This is a genomic window from Wansuia hejianensis, from assembly GCF_014337215.1.
GTDB classification, from domain to species: domain Bacteria; phylum Bacillota; class Clostridia; order Lachnospirales; family Lachnospiraceae; genus Scatomonas; species Scatomonas hejianensis.
In genome coordinates this window covers 3595677-3618237 of the sequence record NZ_CP060635.1, presented here as the reverse complement: position 1 = coordinate 3618237, position 22561 = coordinate 3595677, and the positions used below count along the sequence as shown (strand labels likewise).

The 22561-nt window shown below is 50.2% G+C and carries 18 protein-coding genes; 3 read left to right on the top strand and 15 right to left on the bottom strand.

The genetic code is table 11. The features are described from left to right. Positions 1–3 precede the first annotated feature (3 nt). Positions 4–471, bottom strand: a complete 468-nt coding sequence (locus H9Q79_RS16565) for a hypothetical protein (RefSeq protein WP_118646369.1) — start codon at positions 469–471, stop codon at positions 4–6. A 463-nt stretch (positions 472–934) separates the two neighbouring features. Here H9Q79_RS16565 and H9Q79_RS16560 point away from each other — a divergent pair, with 463 nt between their 5' ends. Together H9Q79_RS16560 and H9Q79_RS16555 are read left to right on the top strand one after the other, a co-directional pair. Beyond that, positions 935–1918: an ornithine cyclodeaminase family protein gene (locus H9Q79_RS16560; RefSeq protein WP_118646371.1), complete on the top strand. Its 984-nt coding sequence runs from the start codon at positions 935–937 to the stop codon at positions 1916–1918. A 190-nt stretch (positions 1919–2108) separates the two neighbouring features. Continuing rightward, entirely contained in the window at positions 2109–2804 is a 696-nt protein-coding gene (locus tag H9Q79_RS16555) for a FadR/GntR family transcriptional regulator (protein ID WP_118646373.1), read from the top strand. Positions 2805–2893: 89 nt separating this feature from the next. Here H9Q79_RS16555 and H9Q79_RS16550 read toward each other — a convergent pair whose 3' ends face one another. Genes H9Q79_RS16550 through H9Q79_RS16540 form a run of 3 tightly spaced genes read right to left on the bottom strand, consistent with a single transcriptional unit; the run spans position 2894 to position 5988 of the window. Next, complete coding sequence (locus H9Q79_RS16550; RefSeq protein WP_249328758.1) at positions 2894–3802, bottom strand: aldo/keto reductase; 909 nt, start codon at positions 3800–3802, stop codon at positions 2894–2896. Between the two features lie 17 nt (positions 3803–3819). Next, on the bottom strand, positions 3820–5052 hold the full coding sequence (locus tag H9Q79_RS16545) for a DegT/DnrJ/EryC1/StrS family aminotransferase (RefSeq protein ID WP_118646379.1): 1233 nt from the start codon (positions 5050–5052) through the stop codon (positions 3820–3822). A 36-nt stretch (positions 5053–5088) separates the two neighbouring features. Beyond that, positions 5089–5988 carry an AraC family transcriptional regulator gene (locus tag H9Q79_RS16540; protein WP_249328757.1) on the bottom strand — a complete coding sequence of 300 codons (900 nt, stop codon included), beginning with the start codon at positions 5986–5988 and terminating at the stop codon, positions 5089–5091. A 709-nt stretch (positions 5989–6697) separates the two neighbouring features. Between H9Q79_RS16540 and H9Q79_RS16535 the strand changes: the two genes are divergently transcribed. Beyond that, entirely contained in the window at positions 6698–7582 is an 885-nt protein-coding gene (locus H9Q79_RS16535) for an AraC family transcriptional regulator (RefSeq protein WP_118644787.1), read from the top strand. Between the two features lie 151 nt (positions 7583–7733). Here H9Q79_RS16535 and H9Q79_RS16530 read toward each other — a convergent pair whose 3' ends face one another. The 11 genes from H9Q79_RS16530 to H9Q79_RS16480 form a co-directional block, all read right to left on the bottom strand. Further along, positions 7734–9047, bottom strand: coding sequence for an aminotransferase class III-fold pyridoxal phosphate-dependent enzyme (locus tag H9Q79_RS16530; RefSeq protein ID WP_118644789.1), 1314 nt, complete (start codon positions 9045–9047; stop codon positions 7734–7736). Positions 9048–9211: 164 nt separating this feature from the next. Beyond that, positions 9212–10405 (bottom strand): DegT/DnrJ/EryC1/StrS family aminotransferase, encoded by a 1194-nt coding sequence (locus tag H9Q79_RS16525; protein WP_249328756.1) that lies wholly within the window; start codon positions 10403–10405, stop codon positions 9212–9214. A gap of 131 nt (positions 10406–10536) precedes the next feature. After that, entirely contained in the window at positions 10537–11901 is a 1365-nt protein-coding gene (locus H9Q79_RS16520) for an MATE family efflux transporter (protein WP_249328755.1), read from the bottom strand. A 1-nt stretch (position 11902) separates the two neighbouring features. Further along, entirely contained in the window at positions 11903–12811 is a 909-nt protein-coding gene (locus H9Q79_RS16515; RefSeq protein ID WP_118644797.1) for an AraC family transcriptional regulator, read from the bottom strand. Positions 12812–12945: 134 nt separating this feature from the next. Then, entirely contained in the window at positions 12946–13866 is a 921-nt protein-coding gene (locus H9Q79_RS16510; protein WP_118644799.1) for a dihydrodipicolinate synthase family protein, read from the bottom strand. 104 nt (positions 13867–13970) lie between these two features. Then, complete coding sequence (locus H9Q79_RS16505; RefSeq protein ID WP_118644801.1) at positions 13971–14882, bottom strand: dihydrodipicolinate synthase family protein; 912 nt, start codon at positions 14880–14882, stop codon at positions 13971–13973. 185 nt (positions 14883–15067) lie between these two features. Continuing rightward, the gene (locus H9Q79_RS16500; protein WP_118644803.1) at positions 15068–16126 is read right to left on the bottom strand and encodes a M24 family metallopeptidase; all 1059 of its coding nucleotides are present in this window, start codon (positions 16124–16126) and stop codon (positions 15068–15070) included. 39 nt (positions 16127–16165) lie between these two features. Continuing rightward, positions 16166–17443, bottom strand: a complete 1278-nt coding sequence (locus tag H9Q79_RS16495; protein WP_249328754.1) for an O-acetylhomoserine aminocarboxypropyltransferase/cysteine synthase family protein — start codon at positions 17441–17443, stop codon at positions 16166–16168. 185 nt (positions 17444–17628) lie between these two features. Next, positions 17629–19998, bottom strand: coding sequence for a ribonucleoside triphosphate reductase (locus H9Q79_RS16490; RefSeq protein ID WP_118644805.1), 2370 nt, complete (start codon positions 19996–19998; stop codon positions 17629–17631). A gap of 237 nt (positions 19999–20235) precedes the next feature. Then, on the bottom strand, positions 20236–21471 hold the full coding sequence (gene hflX / locus H9Q79_RS16485) for a GTPase HflX (RefSeq protein WP_118644807.1): 1236 nt from the start codon (positions 21469–21471) through the stop codon (positions 20236–20238). A gap of 6 nt (positions 21472–21477) precedes the next feature. Continuing rightward, positions 21478–22491, bottom strand: a complete 1014-nt coding sequence (locus H9Q79_RS16480) for a tetratricopeptide repeat protein (RefSeq protein ID WP_249328753.1) — start codon at positions 22489–22491, stop codon at positions 21478–21480. Positions 22492–22561: the final 70 nt, after the last annotated feature.

The following is a 22561-nucleotide window of genomic DNA, read 5'->3' as shown; positions in this document are numbered from 1 at the left end:
CCATTACCCCTTTCTGAACAGATGAACCGCTTTTCCCGTCTCTTCGTCATAAGATCGCATTTCATAAGTAAATCCCGTATCCTCTGCCAGAGTTTTGTAAACCACTCTGGACGTCTCCGGGTAAACTTCTGAAACCGTATGTCCAGTCTCATGGATATATGTAACGCCAGGGCACCTGTCAACACTTACCTTCATGCCTTCTTCCGACTCTTCTATATGCAGATCTCCCAAAGCCCCCTCAATCTCATATATCTTTTCCAGATGTTCCCTGAATGGAGACAATCCTTCCGCTTTCATCCGTTCAATCAAAGGTCCATAAAAATGTCTCGTAAAAGTCTCCAGATAATCCACCACTTTTTCAGGGCCATACTTTTTATACAGATAATCGATCCCCACATTGATGTGATTGTGAAATTCCCGATGGAAATAGGGATTATCCGTAGCTTTCCGTTCCATCACAAGCTTGGCCATTTCTCTTCTCCTCGCTTTCCCGATGCTAAAAGGCAGTCGCATCTTTCCTGATTAATTGTACAATCGATATACAATTCATTACATAAAAGCTCCCTTTTTAGTGGGAGTGAGTGTTAGAATGGTTTAAAAAAAGCGCATAAATATATCGTTCTTTTATAAATACTTTATGCACCTTTGCTGAGTAATGTATTCAATTGTACTTTTCTGATAAGATAATTCTAACACTTACAACTATATTTGTCAACGATTTTTCTTCAAATCTGTTCCGTCAAAAAATACTTTTGTCCGCCAGGCGCAATACAACCGCTATCCCTGAGCATTCAGAAATATATGGAAAATTTATAAAATCACTTGACGAAAATCCAGATATCGGCTACTCTATTGATAGGATTGTAGGATGATTGGACATATCATTTCCCCGATCCTGAAATCAGGCAGGTTTTAATTAAAGGAGGATAATCTCATGCAAGAAAATGTTATGGTAATCAGTGAAAGTCTGGTACGAAAACACCTGACGCCGGAGGACGCAATCCACTGTGTAGAAGAAACATGGCTTGAATATGGCCGCGGAGAAGTGATCATGCCCTCCAAAATCACCCTGGATATGGCCAATGCCGGCATAAAAGGCTGGTATAATTCTATGCCCTCTTACATACGGCAGACAGATCTTGCAGGCATTAAATGGGTCGGCGGATTTGAGGATAATCCCAAACACGGCATGCCCTTCATCCGGGCCAAGGTGCTGTTGAGCGATCCTCGCACCGGCAGTCTCCGGGCACTGGTTGCGGGAGATTATATTTCTGACCTCCGCACAGGCGCCCAGCCGGCCATCGCAGCTAAATACCTGGCTGCGTCCACAGATGTGGTCACTATCATCGGAGCCGGCAACCAGGGCTACCACTCCCTGCTGTGCATGTCCAAAATACTCGATCTGAAGGAAGTACGGATCTGCGATCTGAACCCGGCAGCAAGAGAACAGTTTATATCCAGATTTCCGGATGCCAACTTTAAGCTGGTATCCTGTGAAGACAATCAGACTGCCTGTCTGGGAAGCGACATTATTATCACAGTAACCACCGCAAACGCTCCTCTGGTTCAGGAATCCTGGGTGAAAAAGGGCGCGCTGGTCATGACCATGGGTTCCTATACAGAAGTATCTGAAGAACTGATGCGCTGCTCCGACAAGCTGGTAACAGACCATATCGGCCAGGCCCTTCACCGCGGAGGCTTTGCGGAAATGGCCGCCAAAGGAGAAATAACCGCTCAGTCCTTCTGCGCCGAACTGCCTGACATCATAGCGGGAACAAAATCCGGCCGAACCTCCTCTGATGAGCGGATACTGACCGCCCTGATCGGAATAGGCGCCCATGACGCCGCCTGTGCAGCCCTGATCTGCCGCCGGCTTGAAGAAATCGGAGAAGCCGTTCCCACCGTGGATATGGCATAGTTACCCTTGATGTTACGCTTCCTCATATGTTATACTTCAATGTATCCCCGCAATGCACGCCCTGACAAGCGCAGGCATATGTTGCGGGACTCTGGAGTATACCCATAGGGCATGCATTACGGGGTGACCTGTGAGTATCATTCATTGATTTAATACAACACACCCTCCGGGTAGAAATGAGGAAGCTAGCATGATACAGCCGATTGTAAAATCCAAATTATATGAAGATGTTTCACGCCAGATCAAGGAGCTGATCAAGACCGGCACCTGGGAAGAAGGCATGAGGATTCCCACTGAGAATGAACTGGCCGCACAGTTTCACGTGGGCCGCAATTCGGTGCGGGAAGCGATTAAAAGCCTCCAGATGACCGGTATCCTGACTTCTTCACCTGGCAGGGGCACCTTCGTCACAGGCAATGCCCTCCATGCCATTTGCCTGAACGAACTGTTCACCATAATGTCAGACGAAAAATACATGACCGATCTGATCGAGACAAGGCTGGCCCTGGAAAGCTACATGGCCTACCTGGCAGCCAGGCGCGCAGATGCTTCTGATCTCTCTGCAATGGACGGTATTCTGAAAGTCATGCACGGCTGCACTTCTAAAGAAGAACTGATGAAACAGGGCTACCTGTTCCACCGGAAAATTGCTGAAGCCGCCGGCAATAAGATATTGAGCGGATTCTACCACTCAATCGAGACCCAGCTGCTCAGTCAGAGAGATCTGGATTTCCTGACGATGGAGGTCTACCAGCGGGGAATCGGTGACCATGAAGCCATCCTTCAGGCCATAAAGGCCCATGAGGCAGATCTGGCTAAAACGCTCATGGAACAGCATCTCCGGCGGGACTATCAACGTTACCTGGACACCCGGGCTCCGGAGTAATTGCTGTTCTCAAGATACAAAACGGGATTCTTTTCTGCCTTATTTTTCCGGGCAGAAAGAATCCCGTTAGTTTTTACGGCTTAAGATGCTTATGCCTTAACGGCCGCATCGATCTGCGACGTTTTCTTTACTCCTACTATAGCAGATACTACTGCCGGCTGGCGCAGCGTCCAACGAATCGCATATTCAAGCATTGTGCAGCCTTCTTTTGCCGCTTCTGCTTCAATCGCTTCCAGCTGGTCGTACAGGCCATCCTCCAGCTTCCAGAGCCATCCGGGCATTTCACTTCCTCTGGAGCCTTCAGGCGCCTGCGCGCCTCTGTGGTATTTACCGGTCAAAAGGCCGCCCTGGAAAATCTGATAAGGTGTCACAGCAATATTTTCCTTAGCACACAGCGGCAACAGTTCCTCCAGCGCTTCCTGTTTCAACAGGCTTAAGGGAGGTTCGCATATAACAGGGCGCGCCACATCCAGGCGGTCCGCCGTCTGAATCAGCTCAGACAGCTGAGCAGCATTATAATTGCTGACGCCGTAATACCGTACTTTGCCTTCTTTGATTTTCCGGTTCATTGTCGTCAGAGTATCTTCCAGGGACGAATCCGGGTCTGGTTTGTGAAGATAGTAAATGTCCACATAATCTGTCTGCATCCGTCTCATGCTCAGTTCCAGATGTTTATCAATGGCGGCCGCACTGGTCCCCTCGTCCTCCGGGGCATCTCCCACTTTCATGCCAAGCTTGGTCGCAATCACTACTTTGTTTCTATCATATTTTTTCAGAAAAGCACCTATAATTTCCTCAGCAACTCCACCGCTGCTTCCCGGCGTCCGGTTATATCCTTCATACATGTTAGCTGTATCGATGATATTGATTCCCTGGCTCACCGCATATTCCGTCAGCCTGACAGCATCCTCAAAGGGTACCGGTGATCCATAGGTCATAGTTCCCAGCGTGATCGTGCTGACATTCAGATCCGTACCCGGAATTTTTCTATATTCCAATCTTATGCCCCCCTATATTATTTTTTCAGATCGGCAATCGCCGCCTTCAAAGAATCCGCAATAGTTACCAGAACTTCATCCGGCATTCCGCACCACATCGGCACGCTGAAGGAATTATCCCACCAGCTCTCAAGCACCGGGCAGTCAAACTCGCCGGCCCCCAGCTTCTGGAACAGCGGGTAACGGTACAGCGGATAATATTGTGTAATACAGCGGATACCGTATTTTCCGGTCATCAGATCCAGAAGATCATTCCGGTCCTTGCCGAACGCGCTGCCGTCAAAATGCTGAATCCACTGATGTCTCACATGACGGTATCCTTCCGGAATCTTGTTAAAGCTGATTTCCGGTACATCCTTCAGAAGCTCACGAAGCCTTTCATTCGTTGCGATGATCGTATCTGTATTCTTTTTCAGAGATTTCAGGGATACGCTTCCCAGCGCGCACTGAGCTTCTCCGATACAGAAATTGTTGGGCCAGAAGCCTTCAATGTCCAGATCCACATTGCTCATAGCCGGCACCCAGTACCGCTCTCTCGGATAATTGAAACCGGTACAGCCGTTGTGACGGATTCCCGGTACCAGTTTTGCATCGTCGTCACTCTTTACCAGAAGCACTCCGCCCTCTCCCAGGGTAGTCATGGTCTTCGCACCATGGAAGCTGAAGCATCCATAATCGCCAAAGGTTCCCACATGCTGGCCGTTGATTCTTGCATCCAAAGCCTGCGCACAGTCTTCTACCACCTTCAGGTTGTGTGCTTTGGCAATCTTCATGATCTCTGGCATATTTGCCGGCATCCCAAGAAGGTGAACGGCAACAATCGCTTTTGTCTTCGGTGTGATCTTTCTCTCGATATCCTTCGGGTCGATGGTCCAGGTCTCGGGATCTATGTCGCCCCATACGATCTTAGCCCCTGCTTTTCCAAATGGTATTGCGCTCGCACAGAAGGTATACGCGGAAATGATCACTTCATCCCCTTCCTGAATACCGCAGAGGGTAGCTGCCAGAGAAAGAGCATTTGTCGCATTGTCTACCGCAAATGCGTGATTTGCGCCTGTAAATTCAGCGAAATCCTTCTGAAACTGGGCCAGCTTCGGCCCCTGTGTCTGGCACTCGCAGTTACGCATAACATCCACTACGGTAGCGATCTCCTCTTCCGTATACGGATGCTGCCTTGCCGGAATGGAAACCCGGAAGCCTTCCACCTGTCCTCTGCCTGAAGCATCACCTTTTAATACTTTGTCTGCCATTCTCTCATCCTCCTAAATCTAAATTTTCTTCTTAATTCATACACTTCTGTAAGTGTTTGATTCTTTAACTGTCTGTCTCTTGCTCTCTTTCCGGATCTCAAGCGGTGTCTTTCCGGCCATCTTTTTCACAAAAGAGCAGAAATTGGCGGTACAGCTGTACCCCATAAGCTCACTGATCTCGCCAATACTTTTCTGCGTCGACTTCAACAGGTCTGTTGATATTTCCAGACGAACCTCATTCATTTTCTCCCTGTAATTCATCCCGTATTGCTCGTTCAGAATGCGGTTCAGCTGCCGTCTGCTGACACCCAGCTCCGCAGCCAATATTTCATCTCCATCCCGCAGATAAAAGCTGTTATTAAAAAACTCTCCTATTTTGTAATTCCGGCAGATTCTCTCCAACTCCGGATCGCCGGACGGATCTGTCAAAAGCTTCCGGTTAATCTTCTGAGACAGCTCCAGCACCAGAATCTCAGACAAGGCCCTCAGTTCTTCCCGAACCACCAGCTTATGTATACTCTTCCCTGAGGCCTCCTGGATTCTCCGCAGGATCTGTGAAGTATCCCCCGCTTCCCCCCTGAAAACATCCAGAGAGTTCAAAGTTTCCAACAGCATAACCGCCTCTCTGTTCTTATATTCCAGAGAAGGCCTGGGCACTTCGAAACCTATACACAGCCTGCCTGCAGTATCAGGCTGCGACTTGACAGAATGATAAATGCCGGGCGCAATCAGGCATATTTCGTCCTTATGCATCTCATGAATACGATCCCCTATGTCAAGCTCACACTCTCCCTCATAGACATAATGCAGCTCAAAATACTGATGTTGATGCCTGTAATAAGGAGCCTCAATCTGCGCCCGGTAATCCGGTGAAATTGTAATCAGCTGACAAGGAATTTCCTCAATTCGAAAATCCAGCATATACACATGATCCATCTGAATTCCTCCGTGTCTCTATGAATTAACTATAGCAAAATATTGCTTTTGAGACAATCCTTTCAGTTGCCGACTTACACTTTTTCACGTCCGGAAATCACAATATAGTGGGTTTATGGTGAGTGGGGTGGATACCCGGACGAAAAGCAGCGGGAGAGCTTCAGCGGTTGCGTCCTGCCAGAGGTGGAACCCCGGTGTCCTCAGACGGTATATTTCAGTATTTAATAAAGAAATACTGGCGCCAATAGATTACAATCAGCCACTGATTACTGTCTGAAACCATACCGATGACACTTTCGGAGAACCCGGGTGAAGCGTTTAGATCACCAGAAAGGGTGGGGGGAGGCGGGGCGGAACAGGGACGGCGCCATGGATTTCTGCAGGCCTGATTAGTTCTGCTTAGCGGGCAGCAGCGCCGGAAGGGAGGGCAGGTATTGTGCCTCAAGCACAATACCTGAAGGGCACGGAGGATAGAAAGACATCAGTCTTTCTACCGGACTTGCCCTGGTACCTCCCTGTAGGCGCTGATGGCCGCTTAGCAGAACTTCAGGCCGAAGCCTTCCATGGCGCCGCCCCTGTTCCGCCCCGCCTCCCCTCAGCCTTTCGTCCGGGTATCCAAATCCCCCTCCCCGACTATTTGGAAGCAATTTTCTTGTTTTTTTGAAGATTTCATATATAATAGGATAGAGACATACATCTGGAGGTGCTCATGGAACATCTTTTTATGCTGGAATTTAATGCCGGGGGCGTACCCGGAAGGCTGATTACGTTTTCCGCGGAATATCAACAGCCTTCGGAAACTTCATATTTTAGGCACCGCCACCAGCACTTCGAGCTTCATTATGTGCGGGAGGGCAGCTGTACATTTCTCGCGGATGCAGATTCTTTCGTGGTGGAAGCCGGGAATCTCTGTCTGATCGCGCCGGATAATTATCATTCCATTAAGTCTACTTCTCCGGATCTGAAGAAGATGTGTATTGGTTTTGAACTTTCTTTGCCGCCTGACGCCGAGGCAGACAGCTTATCCGCTGTTCTGAGGCCGTTTCAGTCTTTTCGGGTATTCACCGGGCCCGCTTCACGTCTGCAGAATACGCTTCAGAGAATCCTGCAGACCACCATGAGCAGCCAGCCTGAATTTTTTGCCCGTGAGGAACTGCGCTGCCTCCTTTCTCTGCTGCTGCTGGAGCTGGCGCGTCAGATCGGACCGGTTCCTCCGGCCACAAGAGACAGTGGCATCACCATTGATCTGAAACGGAATTACATGATTGATGAATTCTTCAACAATAACTTTCACCTCCGCGGAGGCGATCAGGTCCTTGCGGGACAGCTTCATATCAGCAGCCGCCAGCTGGACCGCATTTTGAAATCACTGTACGGGAAAAGCTATCGGGAAAAACTTCTGGAAATTCGGTTGGAGGTTTCACTGGATTTGCTGAAATTCTCTGACAAATCCGTAGCTGCTATTTCCGAGCTCACCGGTTACAGCAACCCGGCCAGCTTCTGTTCCTTTATAAAAAAGGAAACCGGGCATACACCCGGAGAAATACGCCGGCTAACCTCCCCGGTACACACGCCCGGTTCTGGATTCTGTTAATCCTTTCCTGACAAGGGCTGCGCCCCAGCTGCCGGATCTCCGGCGTCTGGGGCGCTCATAGTATGGCTATATATTAATTATGTATGGCCTTAAAATAAATAGCTAGCCTGTTCCAACTCCTATCCCGTCAATCGTGAGGAACCTGGATGTTTTAATTCAGGCGCTTGAAACCCGACACGCACACCGGTCCTCCGATGGCTTCTTCAAGGTTCCCTTTTTTCAGAATGTCTGCTATCTCGCCAAAGACTTCATCTACGGCTTTGCGGTACAATTCTAGAACCTCAGGCGTATGCGCCAGCGTCGGATAAATCGCCGTATTTCCCAAAAATCCTTTTTTCAGCATGAGAACTGTATAAAGTGTCTTCAGCTCCATAGGATGTTCCGTAAATGCGAAGTGGGCAAGGCTTGTGATCTCATTTTCCACATGGACCGGAAGACCGTGGGCCTCCCCTAAATCCTTCCAGTATTCCGCAACTTTCGCGCCACAGTCCTGGACGTATTCCCATGCCCTGGTCTTTTCCATCTTATCCAGAGTAGCCAGAGCCGCCGCCGGCCCTATGGATTCTGTCCAATAGGTGCTGCTGATGAAGGAAAAGTTCGCTCCTTCCATGGCGGCCTTTGTCCCTATGACCGCTGCGATCGGATGTCCGTTGCCCAGCGCTTTCGCGTAGGTAGCCAGATCCGGTTGAACCCCCAGCACCAGATGGGACCCTCCAAAAGTATACCGCCAGCCAATAGTGATCTCATCATAGATCAACAGGCCGCCCGCTCTGTGAATCCGGTCTCGGACATGCTGAAGGAACTGATCCTTGGGCAGCTCATTCCTGACCGGTTCCATAATGACGCATGCCAGCTGGTCTCCGTATTGATCCATCACCTGGTCAAATTCTTCCCGGTTATTAAAGTGGAAGGTGACGGTAGTATTTCTGAGATTTTTCGGCACGCCGGCGGGCTTCAGGCCCGGAAGCAGATGGCCGCAGAGAGAATCATCCTCTCCCAGGTTTGCCGCGAGATACCAGTCATGCCATCCGCTGTATCCGCAGACGGCCACCATCTGACGCCCCGTCGTCGCTCTTGCTATCCGCACAGCCATGGCGGCGCACTCCCCGCCCGTCCTGGCAAATCTGGCCTGTTCTGCCCATGGATGTATTCCAATCAGCCGCTCGGCCAGCTCTACTTCTTCCGGCGGATTTAAAGTACACATGGAACCGTTCTCTACCCGGCGGATCACCGCCGCGGATACATCCGGATCGGCAAAGCCCAGCATACAGGCCCCGATTCCATTTGTCGTCATATCGTAATAGTGGTTTCCATCCAGATCCCACACTTCACAGCCCTTTGCTTTCGCAAAATAACCCGGCCACTGTCCGGGGGCAAACTGCTCCGGGCTCTTGCTCAAAAGCTGCACTCCTCCCGGGATCAGCTCTTTTGCTCTCTTATACTTTTCCTGTGTTTTATTCCCCATATCCTGTCCTCCTTGTTTTTTCCACATGTGGCTTGTTTTCACTATAACAGGATATTCCCCCCGTTACAATTTCAGGGCCTGCCTACTTTTTCCGAATGACGTCTGAATTTCTATATTTGCCGTAAAAGCTCTGCCTGTTGTAGAATAGCCGGCTTTTATAATCATCAGAAATAATCAATGGTTTTTCTGAGGATATCCGCCTGGCGGACCGCATCCTCTTCCTTCCAGTAATCCGTCTTAAACTGGAGGATTCTGGGCTGCAGGTCTTCAGCCACAGGGCACAGGCCCGGACCGTAAGGATAGTCCCCGAAAGCTTCCACCAGCTTCTCTCTTCCCAGGAACGCGTGGTTACGGAAAGCCGGCTCCATATATGACAGCTTCCAGGCTCCGTATATGCCGTCGCCTCCCAGCTCCATGAATTTTCCCCGGAATTCTCTCCACCCCACCTTCTCTGTATCCAGCAAAAGCGGAAGGCACCAGTAGACATGCCGGCTGCCTTCCGGCACCTTCTGAGGCTTCAGCCAGGTACAGCCTTCCACCGCTTCCAGAAAGTGCCCGGCCGCGCGGACGCGGGCGCCGACCAGCTCATCCAGCCTCTCCAGCTGTCCCAGGGCGACTGCCCCGCACAAGTCTGACATTCTGTAATTCCAGCCCAGAACCAGATGGCGTTCATATTCCGGGTCCTGAATTTCATCTCTCGTGATCCTTCCTTTTCCAGGCGTGATTCCGGCATAACCCAGCCCGGAATACCTGCGGATCTTCAAGGCCAGTTCGTCATCATTCGTAATCAGCATACCGCCTTCCCCGCAGGTCATGTGTTTGGAGGTCTGAAAACTGAAGGAAGCCATATGTCCCAGGCCTCCGGCCAGCCGTCCCTTATATGTACCTTCAAAGCACTGGGCATCGTCTTCTATTACTGTCAGTCCATATTCACCGGCTATTTTCATGATTTCATCATAGTCCGGCGTAAGACCGTACAGGGCCACCGGAATAATCGCTTTTGTCCGCACGGTAATTTTCTTCCGGACAGACTCCGGTGACAGCAAAAAGGTCTCCGGATCCACATCGGCGAATACCGGAACAGCATTTGCCATCAACACAGCCAACGATGTGCTGCTCATGGTGAGAGGCGGGCAGATGACCTCGTCTCCCATCCCCACACCTGCCGCCTCCAGAGCGATGTGCAGGGTGCAGGTTCCATTCACCATAGCTACCGCATGGTTCACCTGAAATTTATCTGCAAACTTCTTTTCAAGCGCCGTGACCATAGAATAAGAGGTGGCGCTTTTGAACTGCCCATTCAAAAAATCATCCAGATATTTTCTTTCCAGGCTGCTGATTCTCTCTATTTCATTCATTCTGAATTCTCCTTTTTCTATAAGAAATGATCCTCATCAGAGGAGTTACCTTGAATATAAGAGAATTCAGCTACCCATCTTCTATGACCGGCTTCATAGTTTCTCTCCAGTCTGTCTGATTGTCAGCCGGTTCAGGTCGTTCCCACCGCCATCTGCCTCTGCCATTTGCCATGCACATACCGCAGCAGCACCAGGGTGAACCTGACCGCCCAGTCAATAACCATTGCTATCTTTACTCCCAATATGCCCATTCCCAGATATTGCCCCAGAATGAAGCTGAATACCACGCGGAACAGCCAGACACATATGATAGAGCTCCACAGGCAGAACTTAACATCATTGGCTGCCCTGAGCACATTCGGCAGGTTAAAGCCCACCGGCCAGAGCGTCACGCTGAACAGCCCCATCATGATAATAATCTGCCGGGTCAGTTCCCCCGTCGACGGCGACAGGTGGTAAATCCTCAGTATTACCGGCATCAGAAACAGAATCAGAAGATTAATCCCTGCCACCATAAGGTAGGAAAATCCAAGCAGCTTTTTGGCATAAAATCTGACCTGTTCATATTTCCCTGCTCCCACACAGTGGGCTGCCACCGTCAGCATCACATAACCAACAGCTTCACCCGCCAGCGTCTGGAAGACCGCAACCGTATTGGAGACCGCGTTTGCCGCAATGGCCGCCGTTCCGAAGGTGCTGGTCAGAGACAGCAGAAGAATCGTCCCCAGCTGGAAAATGCCGTTTTCAATTCCATTCGGCACACCGATATGAAAAATACGTTTTAAGAGGTCCCATCTGAATCTCAGTACCGGCCTCCTTGACAGATGTAGCAGACGGCCCTGGTTTCTCAAAAGCGCAATCATAAGAATACTCGTGACGCCTCTGGATACCAGCGTTGATAGGGCAGCTCCCTCAATGCCGAAATGGAACCCGTAAAGCAACACCGCATTCAGCGGGATGTGAATGCCGTTCATGAGCAGCGACATCTTCATAGGCGTTGCAGAGTCTTCCATCATGCGGAACATTGCTGATCCCGCATTGTACAGAGAAAGAAACGGAATTGAAAACGCGACAACCGTCATATAGACATTCGCGTTATATTCCACATCTGCTTCTATGGACCCATAGATTCCCCGGAATATCAAAGTGCGGCAGGCCATCATCACTACAACCGCAGCAACCGAGGCCAGGACTGTGAAAAGGAACAGCTGATCCGCCGAATCACAGGCTTCTTTCTTCCTGCCTGCTCCCAGGAACTGGCCGCACACGATAGCGGCTCCGTTCGCCAGGGAGGTGAAGAAAAGCGTCAGCATGCAAAAGGTAGTATCCACCAGTGATACCGCCGATACTGCTTCCTCACCGATCACAGAGACCATGATCGAATCAATAATCCCGATCATATTCACCAGTGCCAGCTCTGCCATGACAGGCAGCAGCAGACGGATCAGAAATCCGTTGGTAAAGGGATAACCTTCCCTGTTTTTTAACCAGTTCATTTTAACATGCCCCCGCTGTTCTGGACTTTTCATTCAGGATCTCACAACGCGTCCTTTTCATCTGACGTATCTGCGTCGGCGTCATTCCTGTAGTGCTTTTAATAAAGGCGCTGAAATTAGCCGGCGCACTGTAGCCTACCAGCTCCGAAATTTCTGCAATGCTGATATTCGTCGAATTCAGCAGATCTATGGATACTTCCAGGCGGATCTCCATCAGTTTTTCCCTATAGCTTTTGCCGTACAATGATTTGAGGATACGATCCAGATGGCGGCTGCTTACGCTGAGCTTATCAGCCAGTATCCGGTCGCCGTCCCTCAGATTAAAATCACGGCAAAAGAACTCTTCAATCAGGAAATTCCTCCTGATGTCCCCCGGCTTTCCTCTTCCGGCCTCTTCCTTATGGGGCAGAAGCCCAATCTGGCGGGACAGCTCTGAAAGCAGCAGAATCAGCATAGCCTTCAGCTGTTCCCTGGCGACCAAATCCCATCCCTCTCTTCTCGACATGGAGCGAATCTGCTCCAGCATCGGTTCCAGGGTCCCCGCTGCACAGGCGAACACCCCCTGTGACAGAAGCTTTTTTTCCAGGCGGCGAGACTCTTCGTCAGAATATCCAGCTACCGGCTCCTCCATTCCAAATCCGATACAGAGCTTGCCCAGATCTGAGGACACTTCACGGTTTGAATGATAAAACCCCGGCGGAATCAGGCATATCTCCCCCTTCTGAACACAGCACTCTCCGTCACGAATGCCGAACACACATTTCCCCCGGTACACATAGTGAAGCTCAAAACACTGGTGCTGATGCCTGAGATACAGCTCTTCTTTGTTCGGCTCGAAATCCGGGTCCAGGGTCAACATCTGAAAACGGACTTCCCCGATTCTGAAGTCCAAAACACCCGGTCCACTCATTTTTCATCCCTCCCCGATCCCTCCATGATGGCAGGGATCTTTGCTTTCAGCCTCACTATATCAAAAGGAACCGCGAATGACAATGCTGCAAACCGTCAACTTTATGCTATAAATGTCCGAAATTCAATAGTCGCTTATATCTCTTCCAGCCAATGGGGAAGTGCAGCTGCAACTTCTGCCCTGAAAATCTCATATTCTTCATCGCTGATCCCCTCATACGGCGGATAGAGCCTCTGTGGGAAATCTGGCAGGGAAAATTTTACAAATAGCTTATCATAGGCTCCATCCATTTTTCCTGCCGGTAGGCGCCCTACCAGCTCCAGGCATCTGTGGAACTCCCCGGCCAACCGTATCACTTTCCCTGTGTCTTGCTCCACTCCTGCCTGATAATACTCCTGTGTCCGCCGGTAATTGATATTCCCAAGAGAAATGAGAAGAGAGGCTTCTCCGGTCAGGCTGGCATAGCCATAGGCTTCCTCCAGAAAAAATATCTGCAAAGGCAGATCCCGTTCCATCAGATCCAGTATCTCATAGACAGTGGCCGCCGTATGCTTCACTGCCACAAGGTTTGGAATTTCCCTGCAAATCCGTTCGTAATCCTTCCCTCCCAGTTTCTTCCTGGAACGAAGTCCATTATTATAATGCATGAAAGAAAGTTCCGGAAACCTGTCACAGATATAGTGTAAAAACGTCAGGGCCTCACTGTCGCCCACCGCTCCCCAGGCTGGAAAAGATATCTGAAAATCTCTGATCCCTGCCGCCGCCGCACAGTCGATTCTTCGGAGTATTTCATCCGGAGACAGGCTGATGACTCCAACCATCGGACGCACCCCCTGCCTGCACCGAGTCTCTTCGTAAAATGCCTTTACTATTTCCAGATACTGCGTATTGCTGACACTGTAGCCTTCTCCTGCCGTTCCATAGAGATAAATATTCTTCAGACCATTGTCACAAAGCAGATCTACCTCCTGCCGGAACATCTGTTCATCAAAGCAGTAATCTTCCGTCCACGGTATACAAGCCGTAGCCATAATTCCACGGGGATATCTTTTCATCTCTATTCCTCCTTGTCAAAAAAATGAGCTGCCCCACAACGTGAAATCTTCAGATTCCAGTTCTGTGACAGCCTCATTAATATCACGCCCTATGACTGTAAATATCAGCAGAATTTCGCTTTTGCAGCCACGATCATTTCTGCGCACCGATCAATAACCGGAACATCTTCTTCGGTGAACGGAGGCAGCGGGAGCCGTGCCTGCCCGATATCAATTCCCTGATGCCGCAGGATCTCTTTCTCGACAGAGTACAGATTACCTTTGCAGGAAACCATTGTGTAGATGATCTCGTTGATCGAGTTCTGAATATCTCTGGCTTTTCTGATATCCCCGTTTTCCAGCGCCGCATTCGCCGCCAGGAACAGCTCGGGCATAACACCGTATGTACCGCCGATACCTGCATCCGCGCCGATCACCCGGCCGGAAATAAACTGTTCGTCGGGCCCGTTAAACACCACAAAATCTTCACCTCCGGCCGATTTAAACTTCTGTATGTCCTGAGTGGGCATTGAAGAGTTCTTCACGCCAATCACTTTATCATAGGTCCTCATTTTATTGAACAGGTTCATGGAAAGAGTAAACTGTGTTGTACCCGGAATGTTATAAATGATAAAAGGCAGGTCAGTGGCGTCAAACATCGCTTTCCAATACTGCTCAACCGCATATTCCGGAAGTGTAAAATAGTAGGGTGGCAGAGCCGCCAGCGCGTCGGCACCGCATTTCTCCGCATGTTTTGCAAGTTCAACACTTTCCCTGGTGGACAGTGCAGCAATGTGAGCGATCACGGTGATTTTCCCCTTCGCAACAGCCATGACATTCTCCAGAACCAGCATACGCTCTTCCTTGGTCATGTAGATGCACTCTCCTGAGCTTCCATTTACATACAGCCCGTTAACACCCTTGTCAATCAGAAACTGGGTAAACGCCCTGACCCTCTCCGGACTCACTTCACCGCTCTCATCGTAGCAGGCAAAAAATGCCGGAATCACACCTTTAAACTTGTCAATTCTACTCATAAATTATCCTCCTGTTCTCTATGTCCGCCGTCCTGCGGCAGATAGGATTCAATAAAATCATACGTTTTCCGTTCATAAATGTCAAGCCGTTTTACTATTCTTCTGTCCTGCTCCCGCAATAGTGGGGAATTTCGCTATTCCTGAACGCGCTGCTGTACACCGCACGGCGCCGGAGGGCCAAATGTTCATAGCTCGATCAGTTCCTTGGGGGATCTCGTCAGATTCCGGCAACCGTCTTCCGTTATAATAACCAGATCTTCTATCCGGACACCGCCAAATCCCGGCACATAGATTCCCGGCTCTACTGTCTCAGCCATACCGGCCTCCAGCACAGTATTGTCAGCCGGCGAAAGTCTGGGTTCTTCATGAATAAACAAGCCGACACTGTGCCCCAACCCATGGCCAAAACACTTGCCGTATCCTGCCCGTTCAATGATATCCCGTGCCACCCGGTCAACCTCCTTCCCGGTCATTCCTTCACATATCACTGACAGAGCCTCCTTCTGGGCTTTCAGAACTGTGTTGTAGATCTCCTTCTGCTTTTCATCCGCTTTCCCCAGAACCACTGTTCTCGTCATATCAGAGCAGTAACCCTCATACATGCAGCCAAAATCCATAGTGATAAAATCGCCGCGCTCCAGCTTTTTGACCGATGGAATCGCATGCGGCATGGATGAATTCTTTCCGGAGGCGATGATCGTATCAAAGGACAGCCCGGAAGCGCCATTCTTTTTCATCTGATATTCCAGCTCAGCCGCAGCTTCCAGCTCAGTCATCCCAGGCCGCAGAATCTTCAGGATTTCTGCAAAAGCCGCATCCCCGATAGCCTCCGCTTTTGCCAACAGCTCCTGCTCCTCCGGCGTCTTAATCCGGCGCAGTTGGTCGATTTGCCCCTGGAGGGGAATCCACTCCTTCACCAGCGGAAGCTCTGCACGGAACCTGTCAAACTCACAGCAGCGGAGAGACTGATCCTCATAGCCCACCGTTCTCGCCCCATCCTGTTCCAGGCACGCCTGCAGCAACTCCGGACGCCTGTGTTCCTGGTTCTCTTCCAGAACATCAAAGCTGCTCTCCTGACGGGCCGCCTCAGTGTAGCGGGAATCAGTGATCAGCACGCTCCGTTTCCCTGACAGGTAGAGTATGCCCTCACCGCCCCGGAATCCGGAGAGATACCTCATATTATAAGGGTCCGTAACCAGCAGCGCGTCAATACCCGTTTCTTTCTGGATTTCCTGTAAATTCATATTACGCCTCCTGAAAAATGACTGCTCCAAAATAACCGTTTAAATACCGTTCAATGCCTGATCCAGATCCGCTATGATGTCCTCTGCGTCCTCGATACCCACGGACAGCCGGATCAGATCCGGAAGCACTCCTGCTTCCTTAAGCTGCTCTTCATTCAGCTGCCTGTGTGTATGGCTGGCCGGATGCAGTACGCAGGATTTCGCGTCAGCCACATGGGTTTCGATGGCTACCATCTTCAAATTATTAGTAAACTTCATAGCGCCATCTTTTCCGCCCTTCGGCCCGAAACAGAGCACACCGCAGGTCCCCCTGGGCATGTATTTCTGTGCCAGTTCATAATAGCGATCCCCCGGCAGGCCCGCATACTCTACCCACTCCACCTTCGGATGATTCTTCAAAAACGCAGCCGCCTTTTCCGCATTCTCACAGTGACGCGGAACCCGCAGGTGAAGAGTCTCCAGTCCCACATTGGTCAGAAACGCATTCTGCGGCGACTGGCAGGCCCCCAGGTCTCTCATCATCTGGGCTACCGCTTTCTGGATATAAGCGCCTTTTCCAAATCTCTGGGTGTATATAATTCCATGATAGGACTCATCCGGAGTCGTCAGCCCGGGAAATTTCTCTGCATGCGCCGTCCAGTCAAAATTGCCGGAATCCACGATGGCGCCTCCAACCGCCATACCATGGCCATCCATATATTTTGTAGTTGAATGAGTCACAATATCCACTCCCCACTCAAATGGACGGCAATTCACCGGCGTGGCAAAGGTATTATCGCAGATCAGGGGAACACCGTGACTATGAGCCAGCTTCACAAACTTTTCAATATCCAGCACAACACCGGCCGGATTGGAAATCGTCTCAGCAAACACAGCCTTGGTATTTGTTCGGAACGCTTTCGCAATCTCTTCCGCCGGATCGTCAGGATCTACCAGGGTCACTTCCAGGCCAAAACGTCTCAGGGTGACTGTCAGCAGATTGGAGGTACCTCCATAGCATTTCGCGCTGCAAACCACATGATCTCCCGCCTCGCAGATATTAGTCACGGCGATCAGCGTCGCAGCCTGCCCGGAGGATGTGAGCATCGCCGCGGCTCCTCCTTCCAGCTGACAGATCTTGGCAGCCACCATGTCACAGGTAGGATTCTGCAGCCGGGTATAAAAATATCCGTCTTTTTCCAGATCAAACAGGGCGCCCATCTCTTCACTGGTTTCATAACGGTAAGTCGTGCTCTGATAAATGGGCAGCATCCTGGGCTCACCGTTCTTCGGCTGCCAGCCGCCCTGTACGCAAATTGAATCTGTCTTCAGTCCCATAACATTCTCCTCTTTTCTGTAAATTCCTAAGGACAGTATAACACAATGGATAAAAAAGGAATAGGGGAAAAAAATCAGGTAAGAACCCGCAAAGCAGGATTTCTTACCTGATTTTCATTTATCTCAGTGCCCAGAAGCCGTACAATCCTTGGAAATGATGATTGGAAGACGCTTCCTGCCAGCTATTATGAATGAGCGTCCACGTATCTCTGTATGTTAGACGCATTTACATATTTTGTCGCATTCCCGCCGTCTACTACGACCAGCGTCGGGGCCTGCCTGATTCCATACTGCTGTACCAGAGCCGGGTTGCTCTCGGCATCTACGATTTCGTACTCTTCACCTTCCAGCATCTCTTTGGCAATTCTGCAGTTGGGGCAAGTATTAGTGGTGAACAGATACACGGCATGGTTCTCGGAGGATTCTGTGTTCTCCTGTATAGTTCTGTCAGAGACCTCACGTTTTTTCCCGGGCTTTAATGCAGACTGGATCAGGTTGTATACAGTCCTGTTTTTGTATTCCTGGGTTTTTCCATCGTTCCAGTTCTGTACCGGACGGTAATATCCGGTGATCCTGCTGTAAACCTCAGCAGTCTTGCCGCAGGTAGGACAGTTAAAATGCTCTCCGGCAATGTAACCGTGATCTTTACAGACGGAATAGGTGGGCGAAAGGGTATAATAGGGCAGCTTGTAGTTCTCAGCGATCTTTTTTACAAGAGCTGCCGCTGACTTCCAGTCCGGAAGCTTCTCGCCCAGGAATGCGTGGAACACAGTTCCCGAGGTATAGAGGGTCTGAAGCTCATCCTGGATATCCAGGGCCGCGAATATATCTTCTGTATAATCTACTGGAAGATGGGAGCTGTTCGTGTAGTACGGGGTATCTCCCTCGTTGCCCGCCGTCCGGATATCCGGCCATTTAGCCCTGTCATGCTTCGCCAGGCGGTAGGTGGTTGACTCCGCGGGTGTGGCCTCCAGATTATACAGATCGCCATACTCTTCCTGATATATGACAAGACGTTCGCGCATATGATTCAGCACATCTTTAGTAAAGTGCTGGGTTCTCAGGTCTGACATATCCCCGCCCAGCCATTTGGCATTCAGTCCCACCTCATTCATTCCAATCAGACCGATCGTCGAAAAATGGTTCTCAAAAGTGCCCAGATACCGCTTTGTATACGGGTAAAGGCCCTCATTTAACAGTTTCGTGATCACTTCCCGCTTTACCTTCAGGGAGCGGGCAGAAATATCCATCATGTGATCCAGCTTATGGTAGAAGTCCTTCTCATTCTTGGCCAAATAAGCAATCCTGGGCATGTTGATTGTCACAACACCCACAGATCCGGTGCTTTCTCCTGACCCGAAGAAGCCTCCCGTCTTTTTCCTCAGCTCCCGAAGATCCAGACGCAGGCGGCAGCACATGGAACGCACATCGCTGGGTTCCATATCGCTGTTAATATAGTTGGAGAAATACGGCGTACCATATTTGCTCGTCATCTCAAACAACAGACGGTTATTTTCCGTATCAGACCAGTCAAAATCAGAGGTGATGGAATACGTAGGTATCGGATACTGGAATCCTCTTCCGTTGGCGTCGCCCTCGATCATCGTTTCGATGAACGCTTTATTAATCATATCCATCTCTTTTTTACAATCCTTGTAGCGGAAATCCATCTCCGCTCCGCCCACAATGGCCGGAAGCTCTGCCAGGTCGGACGGCACCGTCCAGTCCAGAGTGATATTGGAAAATGGAGCCTGAGTTCCCCAGCGGCTGGGAGTATTCACGCCGTATATGAAGGACTCTATACATTTCTTCACTTCCGGATATGACAGGTGATCCGCTTTAACAAAAGGCGCCAAATAGGTGTCAAAGGAGGAGAACGCCTGCGCTCCCGCCCACTCATTCTGCATAATTCCCAGAAAGTTTACCATCTGGTTGCAGAGCACGCTTAAATGCTTTGCCGGAGACGAGGTGATTTTCCCATTAATGCCGCCCAGCCCTTCCGAAATCAACTGCTTCAGCGACCATCCGGCACAATAGCCGGTCAGCATGGACAGGTCATGGATGTGGATATCCGCGTTCCTGTGCGCAGCGGCTATCTCTTCGTCATAGATCTCAGAAAGCCAGTAATTAGCCGTGACCGCCCCGGAATTGCTCAGAATCAGTCCGCCCACAGAGTAAGTAACTGTTGAATTCTCCTTCACCCGCCAATCCTCAACTTTTACATAGCTGTTGACGATTTCTTTGTAATCCAGAATCGTGGACTTCATATTGCGCATCTTTTCCCGCTGTTTCCGGTAAAGGATATACGCTTTGGCCACATCGCCGTACCCGCACTGAATCAAAACGTTCTCAACGGAATCCTGTATTTTTTCTACGGGTACTTTTCCTTCTTCTATCTTGGGCTGGAAATCCGACGTAACCCGCAAGGCAAGCATCTCCAGCATATCCTGACTATAATTCTTCTGTGTAGCGTCAAAAGCTTTCCCAATCGCTTCCGAAATTTTGGCTAACTGGAAGTCTGCAATTGCACCGTCTCTTTTTTCTACTTGGAACATTTTCTTCTATCCCCTCAACCTTTCCTTCTTTTCTCTTCTGTGGCACAAAAAAAGTGCAGCTTCCGCTTCTGCCGCTTTTTCGGTACGCTTCTATGATAGCAAAGATATAGCAGGTAGTCAAGGCAAAAATACTATATCTTGTGTCTCCATTCCAAAAGTGTGCAATATATGGGTTTATAACAAAATCAGGGCCTCTTACAAAGCCCTGATTTCCACGCATTTCCAGCCCTCCGGCCGTCAAATTTTTCCATATATTTCCTTAGGAACATACGCCCTTATCTGTATACCCTCCGGAAGAAATTCCTCCTCCAGCAGCTGTCCCCACTGCCGGATTAACGCTACCTTTCCCGCCTCGTTATAGGGGTAGAGGCGTTCCAGATAGATCTGCTGCTCCAGGAGGATCTTTTCCAGCACTTCCCGGAACTGCTGCAGGCCGATACCAGCCTTGGCGGAGATCTTCAGGCAATAATCCGCATTATGATCCCTGAGATTCATTTTCTCCACTACTTTATCCTGTTTATTGAACAGTGTGACGACTGGTTTCTTCTCCACACCCAGCTGGTGCAGAGTTTCGTAAACTACCTGCATCTGTTGTTCCATCTGGGAGCTGGAAGCATCTACCACATGCACGATGATATCCGCAAAAACTGCCTCCTCCAGCGTACTTTTAAAAGCTTCAATCAGATGATGCGGCAGTTTCCGGATAAAACCAACCGTATCTGTCAGAAGTATCTGGCTGCCGCCAGGCAGGTCCAGCACACGGGTCGTCGGGTCCAGCGTCGCAAACAGTGCATCTTCTTCCAGTACCCCGGCACCGGTCAGCACATTGAGCAGCGTCGATTTGCCGGCATTAGTATAACCCACAATGGCAGCCGTCTTCAGATTACCGCCCTGCCGGCCTTCCCGGATCAGGTCCCGGTGCCGTTTTACTTCCTCCAGCTCTTTCTTCAGAGCTCCGATCCTCTCCGAGATCAGACGCCGGTCCATCTCCAGCTTCTTCTCACCCGGCCCTCTGGTTCCGATTCCCCCGCCGAGGCGGGACAGGGAACTGCGCAGTCCGATCAGCCTGGCCTGGCGGTATTTCAGCTGGGCCAGTTCTACCTGTATCTTACCCTCACTGGTCCTGGCTCTTCCGGCGAAGATATCCAAAATCAGAAGGGTCCGGTCCATTACCTTACATTCCAGCTCTCTCTCAAGATGATTCATCTGAGCCGGGGTCAGCTCATCGTCACAGATAATCCCGTTGGCATCCAGCAGATACAGCATCTGGCGTATCTCTTCAATTTTTCCTTTTCCAATGTAGGTCCCTGGATGAACGGATTCACGGTTCTGGATGACGCTGGATGCCACTTCGGCTCCGGCCGTCCTGGCTAAGTCTTCCAGCTCCTTCACCGATGCATACGTGCTCTCTTCCGAATCCACACACACACCAACCAGGATCACGCGTTCTCTGCATTCTTCTACTTCATACATTCGCTCTTACCTGCTCTGCAAAAATTTATTTTCCCGGACTGCATCCTCATTCCCCGGATACCTTTCCAGAAATTCTTGCATCTTCCCCTTAGCGGTATCAAAATCTAATTTATATTCATAAATAACAATTTCATTATACAGAAGATTTTCGTTCTCCTCTTCGTCGTTGCATTCCAGGCCTTTTTTAACATTAGAAAGGGCGCTGTCATAATTCCCCTCCGCTATATCACAAAGCGCAAGCCCGTTGTAAGCGGCTGCAGGACGGGTATTTTTCTCCAGATAATTCCGATACAGCGCCCTGGCCCCGGACGTGTCGCCCGTCTCCAGGCAGATATGTCCCAGAAGCATTACCGCCTCCTGGTTTCCTCCGTCAACCGCCTGATTAAGGCTGGCCTTCGCCTGATCGTACTCTTCCAGGTAATAGTGGACTCTCCCCTCCTGATAGTAATCCGCCGCATCTGATGGTGACAGCTTCAGTGCTTCTTCCAGATATACTGCCCCATCCGCTTCCAAATTCAAAGCAGAATACGCTTCATAGATCCTCACATAGGTCTCATAACTGCCGTCTTTTTCCACAGCCCTCTGGAAATCTGCTTCCGCCTGGTCCTTATCGCCTTCCAGCAGATACATGCGTCCTCTCATAAAACAGGCCTGCCCGCCGTTAACGCCTTCCTCCAGCTCCTCATAGATGGAAAAGGCCTCCTGCCTCTGTCCTGTCCCTTGATAAGCCTCAGCCTGATAAAAAAGGACATCCTCCCGGAATTCCTGGTTCTCAAATTTCATTTCCTGCAGGCTCAGTGAGAAAAGAGTGACAGCATGAGCATAGTCCTGCCTGCGCAGATAGATAATACCCTCGCCCCGGTAGGCTTCCGCCTTTCTTCCGTCTTCATTTGCCGCCTTCTGGAACTCTCCCATCGCAGTTTCATAATCCGCGGAAGCCAAAGCCTGCATCCCCCTGTCATATGCGCCGGAATCCTCTCCTCTGCAGCCGCCCAGAGTCAACGCCAGAATACACAACAAAATTCCGATGTTCCTTCTCACCACATTTCAACCTTTCTTCCCTCTGTTCTCCCGCAGTATCAAACCCGGA

Bases quoted from the DNA above. Each gene is read 5' to 3' on its own strand.
- H9Q79_RS16565 (WP_118646369.1), bottom strand. From the start codon at position 471: ATGGCCAAGCTTGTGATGGAACGGAAAGCTACGGATAATCCCTATTTC.
- H9Q79_RS16560 (WP_118646371.1), top strand. From the start codon at position 935: ATGCAAGAAAATGTTATGGTAATCAGTGAAAGTCTGGTACGAAAACAC.
- H9Q79_RS16555 (WP_118646373.1), top strand. From the start codon at position 2,109: ATGATACAGCCGATTGTAAAATCCAAATTATATGAAGATGTTTCACGC.
- H9Q79_RS16545 (WP_118646379.1), bottom strand. From the start codon at position 5,052: ATGGCAGACAAAGTATTAAAAGGTGATGCTTCAGGCAGAGGACAGGTG.
- H9Q79_RS16540 (WP_249328757.1), bottom strand. From the start codon at position 5,988: ATGGATCATGTGTATATGCTGGATTTTCGAATTGAGGAAATTCCTTGT.
- H9Q79_RS16535 (WP_118644787.1), top strand. From the start codon at position 6,698: ATGGAACATCTTTTTATGCTGGAATTTAATGCCGGGGGCGTACCCGGA.
- H9Q79_RS16530 (WP_118644789.1), bottom strand. From the start codon at position 9,047: ATGGGGAATAAAACACAGGAAAAGTATAAGAGAGCAAAAGAGCTGATC.
- H9Q79_RS16525 (WP_249328756.1), bottom strand. From the start codon at position 10,405: ATGAATGAAATAGAGAGAATCAGCAGCCTGGAAAGAAAATATCTGGAT.
- H9Q79_RS16520 (WP_249328755.1), bottom strand. From the start codon at position 11,901: ATGAACTGGTTAAAAAACAGGGAAGGTTATCCCTTTACCAACGGATTT.
- H9Q79_RS16515 (WP_118644797.1), bottom strand. From the start codon at position 12,811: ATGAGTGGACCGGGTGTTTTGGACTTCAGAATCGGGGAAGTCCGTTTT.
- H9Q79_RS16510 (WP_118644799.1), bottom strand. From the start codon at position 13,866: ATGAAAAGATATCCCCGTGGAATTATGGCTACGGCTTGTATACCGTGG.
- H9Q79_RS16505 (WP_118644801.1), bottom strand. From the start codon at position 14,882: ATGAGTAGAATTGACAAGTTTAAAGGTGTGATTCCGGCATTTTTTGCC.
- H9Q79_RS16500 (WP_118644803.1), bottom strand. From the start codon at position 16,126: ATGAATTTACAGGAAATCCAGAAAGAAACGGGTATTGACGCGCTGCTG.
- H9Q79_RS16495 (WP_249328754.1), bottom strand. From the start codon at position 17,443: ATGGGACTGAAGACAGATTCAATTTGCGTACAGGGCGGCTGGCAGCCG.
- H9Q79_RS16490 (WP_118644805.1), bottom strand. From the start codon at position 19,998: ATGTTCCAAGTAGAAAAAAGAGACGGTGCAATTGCAGACTTCCAGTTA.
- hflX (WP_118644807.1), bottom strand. From the start codon at position 21,471: ATGTATGAAGTAGAAGAATGCAGAGAACGCGTGATCCTGGTTGGTGTG.